12 protein-coding genes are annotated in these 16,844 nt (G+C 29.5%); 7 read left to right on the top strand and 5 right to left on the bottom strand.

The annotated features are described in order from the left end of the window. Positions 1-264: 264 nt before the first annotated feature. The gene (locus ACY2RX_RS09830) at positions 265-3,675 is read right to left on the bottom strand and encodes a GEVED domain-containing protein (RefSeq protein ID WP_490103803.1); all 3,411 of its coding nucleotides are present in this window, start codon (positions 3,673-3,675) and stop codon (positions 265-267) included. Between the two features lie 376 nt (positions 3,676-4,051). Here ACY2RX_RS09830 and ACY2RX_RS09825 point away from each other — a divergent pair, with 376 nt between their 5' ends. Genes ACY2RX_RS09825 through ACY2RX_RS09810 form a run of 4 tightly spaced genes read left to right on the top strand, consistent with a single transcriptional unit; the run spans position 4,052 to position 8,050 of the window. Then, entirely contained in the window at positions 4,052-5,068 is a 1,017-nt protein-coding gene (locus tag ACY2RX_RS09825; protein ID WP_490103802.1) for a sugar phosphate nucleotidyltransferase, read from the top strand. Beyond that, complete coding sequence (locus ACY2RX_RS09820; protein ID WP_490103801.1) at positions 5,068-6,048, top strand: tetratricopeptide repeat protein; 981 nt, start codon at positions 5,068-5,070, stop codon at positions 6,046-6,048. Before ACY2RX_RS09825 ends, ACY2RX_RS09820 begins: the two co-directional genes overlap by 1 nt. Positions 6,049-6,050: 2 nt before the next feature. Then, on the top strand, positions 6,051-6,821 hold the full coding sequence (gene lolB1 / locus ACY2RX_RS09815; protein WP_490103800.1) for a lipoprotein insertase outer membrane protein LolB1: 771 nt from the start codon (positions 6,051-6,053) through the stop codon (positions 6,819-6,821). After that, positions 6,821-8,050: a murein hydrolase activator EnvC family protein gene (locus ACY2RX_RS09810; protein ID WP_490103799.1), complete on the top strand. Its 1,230-nt coding sequence runs from the start codon at positions 6,821-6,823 to the stop codon at positions 8,048-8,050. The genes lolB1 and ACY2RX_RS09810 overlap by 1 nt, the downstream gene beginning before the upstream one ends. A 1-nt stretch (position 8,051) precedes the next feature. Here ACY2RX_RS09810 and ACY2RX_RS09805 read toward each other — a convergent pair whose 3' ends face one another. From ACY2RX_RS09805 to ACY2RX_RS09795, 3 genes are all read right to left on the bottom strand, one after another. Beyond that, positions 8,052-8,555, bottom strand: coding sequence for a mechanosensitive ion channel family protein (locus ACY2RX_RS09805; RefSeq protein WP_490103798.1), 504 nt, complete (start codon positions 8,553-8,555; stop codon positions 8,052-8,054). Positions 8,556-8,566: 11 nt separating this feature from the next. Continuing rightward, on the bottom strand, positions 8,567-9,076 hold the full coding sequence (locus ACY2RX_RS09800) for an acyl-CoA thioesterase (RefSeq protein ID WP_490103797.1): 510 nt from the start codon (positions 9,074-9,076) through the stop codon (positions 8,567-8,569). Between the two features lie 75 nt (positions 9,077-9,151). Continuing rightward, positions 9,152-10,063 carry an HU domain-containing protein gene (locus ACY2RX_RS09795; RefSeq protein WP_490103796.1) on the bottom strand — a complete coding sequence of 304 codons (912 nt, stop codon included), beginning with the start codon at positions 10,061-10,063 and terminating at the stop codon, positions 9,152-9,154. Positions 10,064-10,159: 96 nt separating this feature from the next. On the opposite strand from ACY2RX_RS09795, the gene dprA reads away from it, so the two are divergent. Genes dprA through ACY2RX_RS09780 form a run of 3 tightly spaced genes read left to right on the top strand, consistent with a single transcriptional unit; the run spans position 10,160 to position 13,248 of the window. Beyond that, a complete protein-coding gene (gene dprA, locus ACY2RX_RS09790) occupies positions 10,160-11,260 on the top strand; it encodes a DNA-processing protein DprA (protein ID WP_490103795.1) in 1,101 nt (366 codons plus the stop codon). A gap of 38 nt (positions 11,261-11,298) precedes the next feature. Beyond that, a complete protein-coding gene (locus tag ACY2RX_RS09785; protein ID WP_490103794.1) occupies positions 11,299-12,366 on the top strand; it encodes a hypothetical protein in 1,068 nt (355 codons plus the stop codon). 21 nt (positions 12,367-12,387) lie between these two features. Further along, positions 12,388-13,248 (top strand): CPBP family intramembrane glutamic endopeptidase, encoded by an 861-nt coding sequence (locus ACY2RX_RS09780; RefSeq protein ID WP_490103793.1) that lies wholly within the window; start codon positions 12,388-12,390, stop codon positions 13,246-13,248. Positions 13,249-13,343: 95 nt separating this feature from the next. On the opposite strand, the gene mfd is transcribed toward ACY2RX_RS09780, so the two are convergent. After that, positions 13,344-16,757 (bottom strand): transcription-repair coupling factor, encoded by a 3,414-nt coding sequence (gene mfd, locus ACY2RX_RS09775; protein ID WP_490103792.1) that lies wholly within the window; start codon positions 16,755-16,757, stop codon positions 13,344-13,346. Between the last annotated feature and the right edge of the window lie 87 nt (positions 16,758-16,844).

Below are 16,844 nucleotides of genomic sequence, written 5' to 3'. Positions count from 1 at the left end.
TTTTTGCAAAGAAACAAAAAACCCAAGCTTAAACTTGGGTTTTTGCTGTCATTTAATTTTTTAGAAGGGTTCTTAGGGGGATAAAAATTAAATGTTACTATGATGAGGTAAAAATATATGAAATAAACGTTGTTGTCAATCCCTGAAAACAGTGAAATTTTTTACTCACTGAAAACCGTGATAAATCTCACTGAAAACCGTGAGAAAAATAAAAGCCTCAAGTTATACTTGAGGCTTTATTACAATTACGTTAAAACTAAAAGTTTACTTTTTAATAAGTTTAGTTCTTATCGTTTTTTGACCATCAAATACTTCTAAAATATATGCTCCAGAAACAATATTTGAAACATCAATATTATTTCTATTTAATTTTCCATACTTAATAACCTGACCTAAAGTACTTACAATTTTAAAAGTTAAGTTCTTAGCTCTAGAATTTAAATTAACTTTTACATAGTTAGAAGCTGGATTTGGATAGATTACCAAATCTAATATATTTTGATTACTAAACGGTTCTCCATTTTGTTTGGCAAAAGTAGTATTTAAACTAGATGATGAAGAAGAGGCAGTAATATTTACTGTATAATCTTCTACTTCACCATCTGAAAAAGTTTCACAAGAGTTAGGTTTAGAATTATACTTCATGGATACACGCATTCTGGTGCTTCCTAATTTAGCTGAAGCCGGAATAGTAACGTTAGCTGTTCTATTGCCTGAACTCGTAGAGTTGCCAGAAGCTACTTCTTCACCTGCATCTGTAAAGTCTCCATCTCCATTATAATCTATCCAAATGGTAAAATACTCATTATAAGAAGTGCTTCTAAAACCTGCACTTACAACTAATTGATTAGAACTTCCTCTTGCTACTGTTGCGGTTTTTGTAGCTGTAAAGTTTCCATAACCACTGTTTTTACCAGTAGAATTTGTCATTCCTCCAAAAGCAACATAATCAATCCACTCGTAAGTAACACTATTTCCTTTTGAAGCACAATAAGAAACTTGGCTAGACAGTGTTGTTACATTAACAGTATTACTTTTTGAAGAAATATTTCCTGCTGCATCTTTTGCTCTTACTGAAAAAGCATAAGCTGTAGCAGCTGTTAAATTTGTAACATTTACAGAAGTGTTTGCAGTAGAACCTATTTTAGTTGCACCTTGATAAATATCGTATTCAGTTACTGCTACATTATCTGTAGAAGCTGTCCAAGTTAAAGATAAAGTAGTTTGTGTTATATTACTTGCTGCTAAACTAGTTGGTGCAGTTGGGGCTTGGCTATCTGCTTGAGCTCCTATAACATTTACTGTATAATCTTCTACCTCGCCATCAAAATTAGTTAAACAAGAAGTAGGATTGCTATTATATCTTGCAGAAATTCTCATTCTTGTGTTTCCTAACTTAGCATTTGCAGGAACTGCAATAGTTTTTGTTGGCAAAGCCCCATTAGAAACGTTACTTATGTTACCTAAATCATAAGCTTCTCCATTATCTGTAAAATCTCCATCTTGATTCCAATCTATCCAAGCAAAAGCATCAACTCTATAATTACCATCTGTGTTAACAGATACTTTAAGGTCTTGTGATGATGATCTAGCAACTGAAGTACTTAAACTGGTAAAATTCTCGTATCCAACATTTTTTGCAGGACCATCTGCTTTATCAATTGACCCGAATACAACGCGTGTTATTCCTGTTGCATAAGTTGTGTTTCCGCTAGAGGCACAATAATTTATTTGTACTGCTGGTGTTGTAAAGTTTACGGAACTACTATAATTAGAATTTCCTGAAGAACATTTACTGCGCACTTGAACTTCGTATTGTGTTGAAGCTGATAAACCTGTTATAGCTTGTGATGATGTTGAAGCTGCAACTGTTGTCCAAGATGAAGCAGAAGTTGCTTTGTATCTTACATCGTAAGTAGCTCCTGAAACTGCAGCCCAAGAAACTGTTGCTCCTGTTGCTGTTATGTTTGCTGTTGAAACTCCTGTTGGTACTGTTGCGTTACATACAACAGGATTTCCTTGTATACCCGTAACAATTAAAGAATAGTTTTGGCTTCCTCCTGTTAAAGTACCTTTATGGGTAACTGTAATTGTATAAGTTCCAGATGCATTTGCAACATCAACTCTTTCGTAAGGATCTACATTATTATCTTTCTTTGCAGATGTAGTTGGTCCTGTTAATTCGTAAGGTAAATAAGTTGTTCCAGATTTAGAAACTCTTATGTCTAAATCATTTACTAATACTGGGGTTGTTGAGTTTACAGTGGTATTTGCAGTACCGGGTCTATCTGTCCAAGAAATAGAAGCCAATAAAGGTGAAGTTCCATCAGAATTTACATTTATTGTATATGTTTGCCCAGAAGTTAAAGTTAGTTCTTCTATTTTAGATTTACTTCCTTTATCGGTAATTGCCTGAGCTGCTTTTTTTGCATTTAATAACCCCCAGCCAAAAACTGCATCTGGACCAGAAACTCCTGCATCATCTGCAGTATGAAGTGCTAATCCTTTTAAACTAGCAGCTTTCATAAAAGTATTATTGTTTAGGTTTTTATGATGTTGTTGCAATAATAATAAGGTTCCTGTTACATTTGGTGACGCCATTGAGGTTCCAGAAATAGAGTTATATGCTGTATTGCTGTTATGAAATGTAGAGTAAACTGCTGTACCATTACCTGTAATATCTGGTTTAATACGCATATCATCAGTAGGACCTTCACTACTAGAACTATTAATAGAAACTGAAACTAAATCTCCAGCTGCATTAATATTTGCATCTTGTGCGTTAGCTACTACTAAATTATTTTTAGAAGTTGAATGACCTGTTAATTTATCCCATCCAGAACCACCTGTTGGGTTATTATTAGCTGTATTATCGTTTCCATTATTACCTGCAGCCACTACCATTAAATAGTTAGGTGCATTAAATAGTATTTCATCCCAAGCTCTAGATTCAGTAATATATCCTCCAAAATAATGTTGAGGTAAAAGGACTTCATTTGTATCTGGATGTCTTACTCTAAAACCATAAGAGTGATTAGAAATTAACATTCCATCAGAAGCTGCAGAGGTTGCTTCTGGTTTGTCATTAGTCCAATGGCTACCTTTTACTTTTGAGTGAGGTGCCATACCTTTTGCATTTGCTTGTACACCAGAAGCCATAATAGTTCCTGTTACGTGAGCGGCATGAAAATTTAAGGTTGTATGGCCATCTATTACGGAATACCTGTTGTTTCCTCCTGCTCCATCATATTCTTGATGAGAAGCTCTAGCAATACCTCCATCCCAAACATAAGCAGTCATACCTTGACCATTTAAGTTTAGATTTAAAGAACCGCCAGAATTCAAATGGTTTGTTCTGGTAGATTTTGAGGCATCTGCATTAAAAGTTGTGTAATATATTGGTTTACCATTTACAACCCTTTGGAGTTCCATATATTTTCCGTCTTTTGTAGTAATTTTTGTTTTCCATCCTTTTCGTTTCGCAATTTTTAAAGCAGATTGCCTTTGAGATAAATCTACTTTTTTTAATTTTTTTTCTATAGTTTTTAACTTTTCTAAATTGTAATCTTTGCGGATTTGCAAAATTTCATTTTTGTCTTGAGAAAAAGCCTGAAAAGTTGTTCCTAGAAAAATTAATACAAGAACAAGCCTACTAAATAAGTACTGTTTTTTCATTTTTTTAAGGTTTTTAATTTATGGTTGTAAAATTGATTGTGTCGCTTTTTTTATTAGAAAACCTAAACGACAAGGCTTTTGTAGGGGTGAAAATCCCTAGATAAAATTATTTTTCAATTGAATAATATTAGTTAATAATTTAATAAATGTGCTGTTAGTTTGTTAAAAAGACATAAATCATTAAGTTATCTGTTACAAAACTATGTGATTATTATTAATTTCGCAATAACTGAAAACAGTGAAATTTTTACTTCACGGAAAACAGTGAGACACCTCACTGTTTTCCGTGAGAAAAGAAAGTAAAAAGTAATTCTGCTTTTCTACATCTCTTAATTATATAGTATATTGCGCCTTTAATTATTGATAAAAAGAAGATATGAAAATAATAGTGCCTATGGCAGGAGTTGGTTCTCGTTTAAGACCTCACACTTTAACAGTTCCAAAACCTTTAACTGTAATTGCAGGTAAACCCATTGTACAGCGTTTAGTAGAAGATATTACCTCTGTTGTCAATCAGAAAATAGAAGAAATTGCATTTATAATTGGCCCTGCAGCAAAGGGATTTCCGGCTAATACTTCAGAAGAATTAATTAAAATTGCCGAAAAATTGGGCGCTAAAGGTTCTGTGTATGTGCAAGAAGAAGCTTTGGGAACAGCACATGCAATTTATTGCGCTAAAGAATCTTTAAGTGGTCCTTGTGTTGTAGCTTTTGCAGATACTTTATTTAAAGCAGATTTTAAATTAGATGCTAATGCTGATGGTGCAATTTGGGTGAAAAAAGTTCTTGACCCGAGTGCTTTTGGTGTTGTAAAATTAAATGATGGTTATATTACTGATTTTGTAGAAAAACCAAAAGATTTTGTTTCAGATTTAGCTATTATCGGAATTTATTATTTTAAAGACGGAGATAAAGTGCGTGAAGAAATTCAGTATTTAATAGACAATGATTTAAGAGAAAATAACGAATATCAATTAACCAATGTTTTAGAAACTTTAAAACAACAAGGTGCAAAATTTATTCCAGGAACTGTAAATGCTTGGATGGATTGTGGAAAAAAAGACCCAACTGTAGATACTAATACACAAGTTTTAGGTTTTGAACAAGAGGCAGGAAATAATTTGGTATCTAAAGATGTGGTTTTAGAGAATTCTGAAATTATTCAACCTTGTTTTGTTGGAGAAAATGTTATTTTAAAAAACACCAAAATTGGGCCTTATGTTTCTATTGGAGCCAATAGTTTGGTAGAAAATTCTACGATTGTAAGTTCTTTAATTCAATCTAATGTAGAGATTTCTAATGCAGATTTAGACAATGCTATGATTGGTAATTACGCAAAATATAATGGTAAATATACATCAGTAAGTATAGGCGATTATACAGAGTTAACATAATGATATTTAGAATAAAGAAACAAGAAAATAGAAAAGAGAGGCAATTTACGAACATAAAGTTGTCTCTTTTCTCTTTGTTCTTTATTCTCTTTTCTTATGCCAGTTTTTCTCAAGACAGTATACCAGCAGCAAAAGATTTAACAGAAGAAAAGGAATTAAAATTTCAACAGTTTTTTTTTAAAGCTTTATCAGAAAAATCAATAGGAAATTACCAAAAAGCAATTGAAAACCTAGAAAGTTGTAATCAAATTTTAATAAATAATACTTCGGTTTTTTTCGAATTTTCAAAAAATTATTTTCAGCTTAACAAAACGTTACTTGCCAAAGAATATATAAAAAGAGCTCTTACTAAAGAACCAGATAATATTTGGATGCTAAAACATTTGGTAAAAATTCATCTTAAAACTAGAGATTTTGTTGCTGCAATTCGTATTCAAAAAAAGATTGTTACTATCAATCCAAAAGAAAGGGCGGTTTTAGTAAGGTTGTATTTGCAGAATAGAGAATTAGAAAAAGCAATTTCATTATTAAATGTTTTAGAGGCAGAAAACACGCTTTCACCTTACTTAAAAAGGTTAAAATATAATTTAGAAAAAAGGAAAAGTAAAACTATTTCTGAAGAAAAAACAAAAGATAATATTTCTTTAAAAAATCAATTTAAAACCAATAAATCGTATGTGATTTTAAAACAAATTTTAAAGGAGTCTGAAAATAATTATGGAGAGTTATTAAAATATTCTGATGAAGGAATTACACTTTTTCCTGCACAACCTTATGTGTATTTAATGAAAGGAAAAGCGTTGAATTATCAGAAAAAGTATAAAAAAGCGTTAATTAGTTTACACAATGGTATCGATTTTGTTATAGAGGATAAAATGGAAGCAGATTTTTACAAAGAAATGGCAAAATCTTATAAAGGTTTAGGCAATAGTAAAGAGGAAAAAAAATACCAAGAAAAGGCTAAAAAACTAAAGAGTTAAGAATGAAGTTTATTAAATATTTTGCTGTTTTTGTAATTGTTTTAACTTCTTGTAAAACAAAAAAAAATCTAATGAGCACAAATACTATTGCTAAAGAAATGTCGGCAAAAAAAGTGGCTAGAAAGCATATTTCTGCGAGTTTTGATAAAAAATCTGTCAACGCAAAATTAAAAGCAAAATTTAATAACGGAAAACTAAAACAGAGTATTTCTGTTAGTTTAAGAATGAAAAAAGATGAGGTAATTTGGTTAAAAGGAACTAAAATTATTACTGTTTTTAAAGTTAAAATTACACCAACTTCTGTAAGTTATTATTCTCCGTTGAAAAAGAATTATTTTATAGGAGATTTCTCTATGCTTAAAAAATTATTGGGTACAGACATTAATTTTAATCAGCTTCAAAATTTGTTGCTGGGGCAGTCTTTAATAAATGTTAAAAAAGAAAAACAAAATATAACAATAGAAGATAATTCGTATGTTTTATCACCAAAAAACCAAGCGAATTTGTTTGATATTTTCTTTGCTGTAAATCCTTCACATTTTAAATTAGACAGGCAATCTATTGTAAATTCAATAAAAAACCAGCGATTAGATATTTTTTATCCTTCTTATCGTTTGGTTGATGATGAAGTTTTTCCATCAGAAATTAAAATAAAAGCCAAACAACCTGATAAGTTTACCAACATCGATTTTGTTTTAAAGTCTGTTGAATTTAACACCAAATTTGACACCAAATTTTCTATTCCTAAAGGATATAAACAAATTATTTTGTAGTGATTAAAAAGCGTTTTTACATATCTATTATACTTTTATTAATTGGTTTTTTTTCTGTTTCTGGACAAACAAGAAAACAGTTAGAAGCCCAACGTAAAAAGTTAAATCTAGAAATGAAGCGAGTTAATAACTTGCTTTTTAAAGAAAAAAAGAAAGAAAAAAACGCATTAGAAGACTTAAAAGATATCAAAAAAAAGATTGACGTTAGAGCAAAATTAATTTCTACTATAAATTCTGAAGCATCTATTTTATCGAAAGAAATAGCTATAAATCAATCAAAAATTAATCAATTAAATAAACAGTTATCAGATTTAAAGAAAGATTATGCGGCTATGATTTTTAAATCGTACAAAAGCAAATCTCAACAAAGTAAAACAATGTTTTTGCTGTCTTCTCAGAATTTTTATCAGGCTTATAAACGTTTAGAGTATATGAAACAATATGCTAAGTTTAGAAAAAAGCAAGGAGAAGAAATTACAGTACGGGCAACTATTATTCAAAAATTAAACGACTCTTTAGGGTATCAAAAAAGAGTAAAAGATTCTTTAATTTTAACAGAAAAACAACAAAAAACAGCTATTGAAGCTGATAAAAAACAGCAAGAAAGTTTAATTTCTAAAATAAAAAAGAAGGAAAATAAATACAAAAGAGAATTAAAAAAGAAAATTAGAGAAGAAAAAAAGATTACTGCTAAAATTGATAAATTGATTAAAGCAGAAATTGCGAGAGCGAATAGAATTGCCAAAGCAAAATTAAAATCTAAAAAGACCAAAAAAAATGAATTTCTTTTAAGTCCAGAAGCTAAAGCTCTAGCATCAAAATTTGAGTTAAATAAAGGTAAATTACCTTGGCCTGTTAAAGAAGGTTTGGTGGTTAGAAAATTTGGTAAACAAGCGCATCCATCATTTCCAGGAATTACCATAAACGGAACTGGTTTACACATTGTTACCAAAAAAGGGAAAGATGCCAAAGCTATTTTTAACGGAAAAGTACTAAATGTTTTGGTGAGTTCTGGCGGAAGAAAAAACGTGTTAGTACAGCACGGAAATTATATTTCATCTTATAATAACTTAGAAAAAAGCTATGTTAAAAAAGGCGATAAAATAAAAACTGGGCAAAAAATAGGACAGATTTTTACAGATAAAATATCTAACAAAACGAAATTAATTTTTGTGCTTTTTAAAAATACGACACGTTTAAACCCATCTTCTTGGATTTTAAAAAGATAAATTAATCTTTAGTATTTGGTGTATATTTTATGTTTTTTTGAAGAATAACCGCGTTAGGAATTGTAATTAAATCTTTATCAAGAATTTTTAACGTGATAAAAAACGCACCTATATCTATAATTTCTCCAGTTGTGTCATTGTCTTTTTCTAAAATAGTAATTGTATCTCCTATTTTAACAGGGTAGTTAATAAATAAAATAATACCTGCTGTAATGTTAGATAAAATAGACCATTGTGCAAAAAAGGCAATACCTAAAACCGTTAAAAAAGAAGAAACAAATAATAAGAATTGCTCTTCATTAACCCCCCAAATAAAAGCAATAAAAGAAAGCGCTGTAATATAAATAATAAAGGTAGTTACTTTATTAATAACAGTAATTCTGGCTTTTTGAAATCCAAACTTCGTTTGAATTTTTTTTAAAGAATTCGTAATTAAAAACCGAATTAAAAACGCTAAAACAAAAAATATTATTGAGTAAATTATTTTATGATTATCAAATTCCATAATAGATGTGTTTAATTAAACAAAGCTTTTAATTCTGATGCTTCTGCAGGATTTAACTTTCCTGCCAATATTAAACTTAATTGTTTACGTCTTAAAGCACCATAAAAACGTTCTTTTTCTAGTTCAGTTTCTGGTATAATTTGAGGAATTAAAACAGGTTTCCCAGTTTCATCTACAGCAACAAAAGTATAAATGCCCTCATTAACCTTTGTTCTAGATCTAGATTGTCTGTCTTCAATCCAAACATCAACATAAATTTCCATAGAAGATTTAAATGCTCTAGAAACTTTTGCTTCTATAGTAACAACGCTACCAACAGGTACAGCTTTGGTAAAAGCAACATGATTTACAGAAGCTGTTACCACAATTCTTCTAGAGTGTCTTCTTGCAGCAATACTACAAGCTCTATCCATTCTTGCTAATAATTCTCCGCCAAACAAATTATCTAAATAATTGGTTTCGCCAGGTAAAACTAAATCAGTAAGTATGGTTAAAGATTCTTTCGGAGTTTTTGTTTCCATCAAAAAAATATTTTTTGCAAAGATAACAATCACTTATTTAAAAGTGATGATGAAAAAAAGATTGTAAAAAAAGATTTATTTTAACTTTTTTACCAATAACCAAGCATCTTTAGAAACAGTGTCTTGTATTCTGTATAGGTTGTTTATGGCATCTTTTTTATTAGAAAAACTATTAAAAGTAACTTGTGTTAATCCCCATTTATTAACTCCAATTATTTTAGCGTCAAAACCTTTAGCCTTTAATTGTTTTACCTTTTTCTCAGCATTTTCTTTAAACTGAAAAGCACCAGCAACAATATGATAAGGTTTAGAAACTTTTTTAGCAACATTTAAATTAATTGTTGGCAACGGATTAGCAATTACAAAAGTAGCAGCTTGTATTTTTTTCTCTAAAGCTTTTTCTTGGTTTGCTAAAATTTCTTTTTGTTGATTATTTTGATAACCCCTATAGCCAGCAAACCCCAATGTTAATAAAATGGCAGCAGTGGCAGCATATTTTATAAAAGCAGGAACACCTTTTTTGTCTTCTTTCTGAGTTGCAGAAATTAAAGGCTTTATTTGTTCTTTATATCTTGTAATAGCTGAAGATTCAAAAGTTGATAAACCAAAAGATTCTGTTAAATAATTAACAGTTGCATTGGGTTCAAAAATTATTTGTTTTTTATCATTTAAAGATAAAACACCCAATTTATCAATTTTTACAACATTAGATTGCAACTCATTTTTCCATTTAATTACCGATAAAGAAATGGCAGCAGCAGCTTTTTCGAAAGAAATATTTTCAGAAGAAGCAATATAATTAGCCAATAAACCATCATTGTGTTTTAGATGACTATTAAAAGTTATCTGTTTTGTTGGTGGATAAAAAATGTGTTTAGAGTTGTCTACTTTTGCACTAATTCTATTGGTTACAAAACCTCCAAAATCAGGTACAATAACACATTCGTATCTGTATAATAAATCGTTGATGTAATTTGCTAATATCATTATAACAAATATAAAAAATATGGAGTTTTATTAAGCAATTTCTTATTAATTTTATCAACAAATTTTTTTATATATTGGTGTTCAAATTGTTATGTTTTGAAAGAAGAAAAGTTGCTTGCTGTTTTAAGGTTGCAGAAATGCAAAGCTATTGGCGCTATTTTGGCTAAAAAACTCATTGTAAATGTGGGTGATGTAGCACAAGTTTTTAAAGAAAAACCTGCAATTTTATCAAAAATAAACGGAATAGGAAACCATGTTTTAAAACATCTTTTTGATACTAAAAACATACAATTTGCAGAAAAAGAACTAAAATATATTCAAGAAAATAATATCGCTTACTCTTACTTTTTAGAAGATAATTACCCTAAAAATCTTCAAAACTGTATAGATTCACCATTGTTGCTTTTTAAAGACGGAAATTTAGATTTTTCTAATGATAAAATAATTTCTATTGTTGGTACAAGAAATATGAGTTCTTATGGATGTGATTTTTGCAACAATTTAATTGAAAAATTGGCAGAACACAACCCAATAATTGTAAGTGGTTTTGCTTACGGAGTTGATATTTGTGCACACAAAGCTGCCCTAGAAAACAACCTACAAACCATTGCCATTTTAGCTCACGGATTTGAGCAAATTTATCCGAAAGTTCATAAAAAGTATATTAACCAAGTTAATGAGAAAGGAGGTTTTTTAACCGAATTTTGGCACAATGAAAATCCGCTTAGAGAAAACTTTTTAAAAAGAAATAGAATTGTTGCGGGCATTTCTAAAGCCACTATAATTATAGAATCTGCAGCAAAAGGAGGTTCTTTAGTAACTGCAGATATTGCCAATTCTTATAACAGAGATGTATTTGCTGTGCCAGGAAGAACATCAGATATTTATAGCAGAGGTTGCAATGATTTAATCAGAAATAACAAAGCACATTTGTTAAACACTGCCTCAGATATTGTAAAAATGTTGAATTGGGATATTCAGCAAAAACCAAAACCAATTCAAAAACAATTATTTATTGAGTTGAATGAAAACGAACAAAAAATCTACGATTTTCTTCACCAAAAAGGACAACAATTATTAGATGTTATTTCTTTAGAATGCAACATTCCTGTTTTTCAATTATCATCAATTTTATTGCAAATGGAATTAAAAGGAGTTTTAAAACCATTACAAGGTAAGATGTTTGAAATAGTGTAAATTTTATCCGTACTTTTGATCTAATTAATAGAAAAAAGATGTCGTCAGAAGAAAAATTAATGTCAAAAAAGAAACCTGCATTTCCGGTTTCAGAAATGTTTGATACCTATTTAAAAGAATATAATAGAGAAGTTAAAATCCCAATTTTTTATGACGATTTACTTCGTTTTCAAGGATGTGTAGTTGTGTATGATAAAAACGACGAAGACACACTTTGGGTAAGAACTTATTATTCTGAATTTGATAGACAAGAAATAGATTTAAGCCTAAAAAGAATGTACACTATTTTTCATTCTAACGGAAATGAAGAAACGATTCCTTTTTTAAATGTAGACGCAATAGATTACTGTACTTTTGGTAATTCTAAACCTTTTAGAATTAAAATTAGAAATATTTTAAATGATAATTTTACTTATTTCTATGTTAAAAAAGCAGATGCTTCTAGATTGTATGGTTTAGAGTTAGAGCATATGCTATCGCCTTATAATTTTAACTATTTAGTGTATAAAGATACCTTAATAGAAGAACATATTGCAGGAATTCCAGGCGATGTTTTTATTAATGAAATGTTGCCAAAATGTTCATCAAGAGAAAAATCTCAAATAGCAAAAGAGTTTGTAAAATTTAACGAAAGATGTATGGTAAGAATGTTAGGAGATATGCGTTCTTACAACTATGTAATTGTACCTATACACGATTTTGATAAAATTATTTACAAAATAAGAGCCATCGATTTTGATCAACAAACTTTCGAAGGTAAGTTTAGGGTTTATTATCCTCAGTTTTTTAAAGAAAATTTTCCTATGGTTTCTTTGGTTAGTAATAAACTGCAAGAATCTTCCATCAATCAATATAAATTAGAAGAACGCTCTATTGTGGCAAAAAGGATGTTGAGTTATGACAAACGTTTAACAAAATTGCTAAATTCTATGAAGAACGATACTATTTCATATCCAGAAAATATTAAACGTTTAAAGAAAGAATTACAAGATTTTACAGGTGATATTGAGTTTAAACGATGTAAAAATATGGGCGAAATTGTAGAAACTGCCTTAACCTTTGTAAGACGTAACTATTTAGATATTAGTACTGCATTGTTGTTTTGATACTAGGTATTGTTAATTTTTATGAAAGAAAAAGAAAATAATATTTATGGTTGGTTAAGAGTTTTATTAATAATTATACCTTACATACTTATTGTTGGCGTATTTCAATTAATTGGTTGTATTATAGCAGGAGTAGAATTTACAAATCTTGAGTATAAACAAACTTCTATTCAACTACTAATCATTAGTTTTTTTGATTTATTAGGAACTTTTTTTCTTCTATGGATTTTTATGAAATTTATAGATAAAGAATATTTCATAAAACTGGGTTTTCAGACAAAAAATAGATGCATAGAATTTGTTGTTGGAATTGTAATTGGTTTGATAATAATGACATTAGGATATGGATTTTTAATTTATTACCAAGAAATTTTATTTTTAAAAATAAATTTTGATCTAAAAGAGCTATTAATATCTATACTCCTTTTTACTATTGTAGCAATAGTTGAAGAAACACTTCTTAGAGGATATGTACTAAAAAATTTAATGATTTCTTTTAATAAATATATTGCACTAATTGTTTCATCAATTTTGTTTTCATTAATGCATAGTTTTAATCCAAATATTAGCTTGTTTTCTTTGTTTGATTTGTTTTTGGCGGGAATAGTTTTAGGGTTGTCATATGTTTATACTAAAAATTTATGGTTTCCGATTGCTTTGCATTTAAGTTGGAATTTCTTTCAAACGCTTTATGGCTTTAATGTTAGCGGACAAAACACCTATTCTTTAATCGAGTTTAAAATACAAGAAGCCAACTTAATTAATGGTGGAGATTTTGGATTTGAAGGTTCATATTTATCAATTATTGCAGAAATCATTACAATAATAGGAATAGGAGTTTATTACAATTCTAAAAAAACAAACTATAAATATATTACTTAACTGTTTGGTTGTATGAGGTATTATGTTTTTTTTCTCTATGTAATTTACATAAAAACACCAACCATTTTTTGCCACATTACCATTATGTAATAATATTAAACTTTTTCTAAAATACGCAAAGCAGTTTTTACAGAATCTATTTTAATAAAAGTGATAAGTAAACGCAAGCCATTTTTAGTTTGCTTCTCTTTTATAACACAACTTTTAGAATTTTGCTGAACATATTTTAGCATTTTTGTAAATGCTTCTGTTTGATAGAATTCACTTTGTTGGTCAGAAATAAAATAACCAATCATACGTTTTTGTTTCAGAATAACTTTTTCTAAACCTAACTTTTTAGCCAACCATTTTATTCTTACAGAATCTAAGAGGTCGCAGACCTCATTTGGTATTTCTCCAAATCTATCAATAATTTCAGTTTCGAAAACTTGTAGTTCTTTTTCCTCTTTTAAAGTTGATAATTTGTTGTACAAACTCAATCTTTCTGATATCGAATTCACATAATCATCAGGGAAAAGAATTTCGAAATCGGTATCAATTTGCACTTCTTTTACAAACTCTTTAGGTTTAGAAGCATCTGTAGGATACAGCTCTTTAAACTCATTTTCTTTGAGTTCTTCAATAGCTTCTTGTAGTATTTTTTGATAGGTGTCAAACCCAATATCATTAATAAATCCGCTTTGTTCTCCACCTAATAAATCTCCTGCTCCACGAATTTCTAAATCTTTCATAGCAATGTTAATTCCGCTTCCTAAATCAGAAAACAACTCTAAAGCCTGAATCCGTTTTCTAGCATCATCAGTCATCATATGAAAAGGCGGTGTTATAAAATAACAAAACGCTTTTTTGTTAGAACGCCCAACTCTACCACGCATTTGGTGTAAATCAGAAAGTCCAAAATTATTGGCATTATTGATAAAAATAGTATTCGCATTGGGTACATCTAAACCACTTTCTACAATGGTTGTAGAAACCAAAACATCGAATTCATTATTCATAAAACCAAGCATTAATTGCTCTAGTTTTTTGCCTTCCATTTGCCCATGACCAATTCCTATTTTTGCAGACGGAACTAATCTTTGTAACAAACCAGCAACTTCTTTAATGTTTTCAATTCTATTATGGATAAAGAAAATTTGTCCGCCTCTAGAAATTTCATATGAAATAGCATCACGTATTGTTTCTTCGCTAAAGCGGATGACATTCGTTTCTATGGGATGTCTATTGGGAGGTGGCGTTTTTATGACGGATAAATCTCTTGCCGCCATTAAACTAAACTGCAAAGTTCTCGGAATTGGAGTAGCAGTTAAGGTTAAGGTATCAACATTTTCTTTTAACGTTTTTAGTTTGTCTTTTACAGCAACGCCAAATTTCTGTTCTTCATCGATAATTAATAAGCCTAAATCTTTAAATTTTATACGTTGATTTGTGAGTTGATGTGTGCCAATAATAATATCTACAGAACCATCATTTACACCATTAATTGCTGTGGTTTTTTGTTTAGCAGTTCTAAATCTATTTAAATAATCTATCTTAATTGGAAAGTCTTTTAATCTTTCTGAAAAGGTTTTATAATGCTGAAAAGCCAAAATTGTTGTCGGCACTAAAATAACAACTTGTTTGCCATTATCAACCGCTTTAAAAGCGGCTCTTACTGCCACTTCAGTTTTTCCAAAACCAACATCGCCACAAACCAACCTGTCCATAGGTTGCTCTTTTTCCATATCCGTTTTTACATCCTGCGTAGCAGTAAATTGATCTGGAGTATCTTCGTACATAAAACTCCCTTCTAGTTCGTGCTGAATGTGTGTGTCTGAGCCAAAAGCAAAGCCTTTTTGTAGCTTTCTTTTTGCATATAACTGAATTAAATTAAACGCAATATGTTTAACTCTTGCTTTGGTTTTTTGTTTTATTTTTTTCCAAGCACCAGAACCTAATTTGTAAATCTTTGGTGCTTTTCCATCCTTACCATTAAATCTAGAAATTTTGTGAAGTGAGTGAATGCTTACATATAAAATATCACGTTCTCCGTAAACTAATTTAATGGCTTCTTGCTTTTTACCTTGAACATCAATTTTTTGCAAACCACCAAATTTTCCGATTCCATGATCTATATGTGTTACATAATCTCCAATTTCAAGTTTATTTAATTCTTGAAGTGTGATGGCTTGTTTTTTTGCATAGCCATTTTTTAAGCGGAATTTATGATAACGTTCAAAAATTTGATGGTCTGTATAACAAACTAATTTATGATGAACATCTATAAAACCTTGATATAAAGGAAAAACGATGGTTTCATAATGCACTTTTTGTTCTGCATCATCAAAAATATCGTGAAAACGTTTTGCTTGTTGCTCATTTGCACAAAAAATATAATTGGTAAAGCCTGCTTTGTGATACTCGTTTAAATTGTTAATTAATAAATTAAATTGTTTGTTGAATGAAGGTTGAGGTTTTGTGTTAAAATTTATTTCCTGCAAGGTTTTTGAAACTTTATAGGGATCCTTATTTTCAAACCTCAAAGGTTTTAAAAACCTTTGAGGTTTAGTTTTACTACCAAAATTTACTAATGAAAACTCCTGTAATTGATTTAAAATAAAATCGCCATCGCAAAATAATTCTGATGGTTTTGAGTGTTTAATTTCTTTAGATAAATTGGTAAAAGCAGCTTCTGCTTTTGTGAAAAATTTATCTAGTTTCCCTACTAATAAATCAATGTTTTTAGTAAAAATAACCGTTTTCGATGATATGTATTTTAAGAAACTCTCTCGGATTTTATCTTGAGCGGAGTCGAAAGGTTCTTGCAATGTTTTGTTTTCTATATTGGGCATTATAGAAACTTTTTTTAGTTTCTCTTTAGAGAGTTGTGTTTCTACATCAAAAGTTCTAATACTATCAATTTCATCGCCAAAAAATTCTATTCTGTAGGGTTCATCATTAGAAAAAGAAAAAACATCTATGATGCCTCCTCTTACAGAAAAATCGCCTGGTTCTGTAACAAAATCAACTCTTTTAAATTTGTATTCGAATAAAACTTCGTTTACAAAATCGAGCGATAAATTTTCGCCAACAGTAATTTTTAAAGTGTTTTTTTCTAGTTCTTTTTTTGTAACTACTTTTTCGAATAAAGCAGTAGGGTAGGTTACAATAACAGCAGGTTTTTTGCGAGAATTAATTCTATTTAAAACTTCTGAACGCAATAAAACATTGGCATTGTCTGTTTCTTCTATTTGATAAGGTCTTCTGTAAGAACCCGGATAAAAAAGTACATTTTTATCTCCTAATAACTGCTCTAAATCATTTAAATAATAAGCAGCTTCTTCTTTATCATTAAAAATTAAAAGATAAGGTTTGTCTGCTTTCTTAAAAGTTTCAGAAATTACAAAAGACAACGAAGAACCTACCAAATTCGATATCTGAAAATGGTTTTTGTCTTGTTGAAGCTCGGTTATTATCTGCAAAACTTTTACAGATTTTTGATATTGATTTACAATGTTCTGCTTACTCAACTGAATATAATTTGATGCAAATATATGACTTAGAATTAGGTAGAGAATAAAACTTTTTAATTTTTGTAGGGTCTAACAAAAAATGCT

This window comes from Polaribacter sp. 2405UD43-2, from assembly GCF_058147125.1.
The sequence above is the reverse complement of the archived record's forward strand: the minus strand, read 5'-3'. Positions and strand labels throughout refer to the sequence as shown.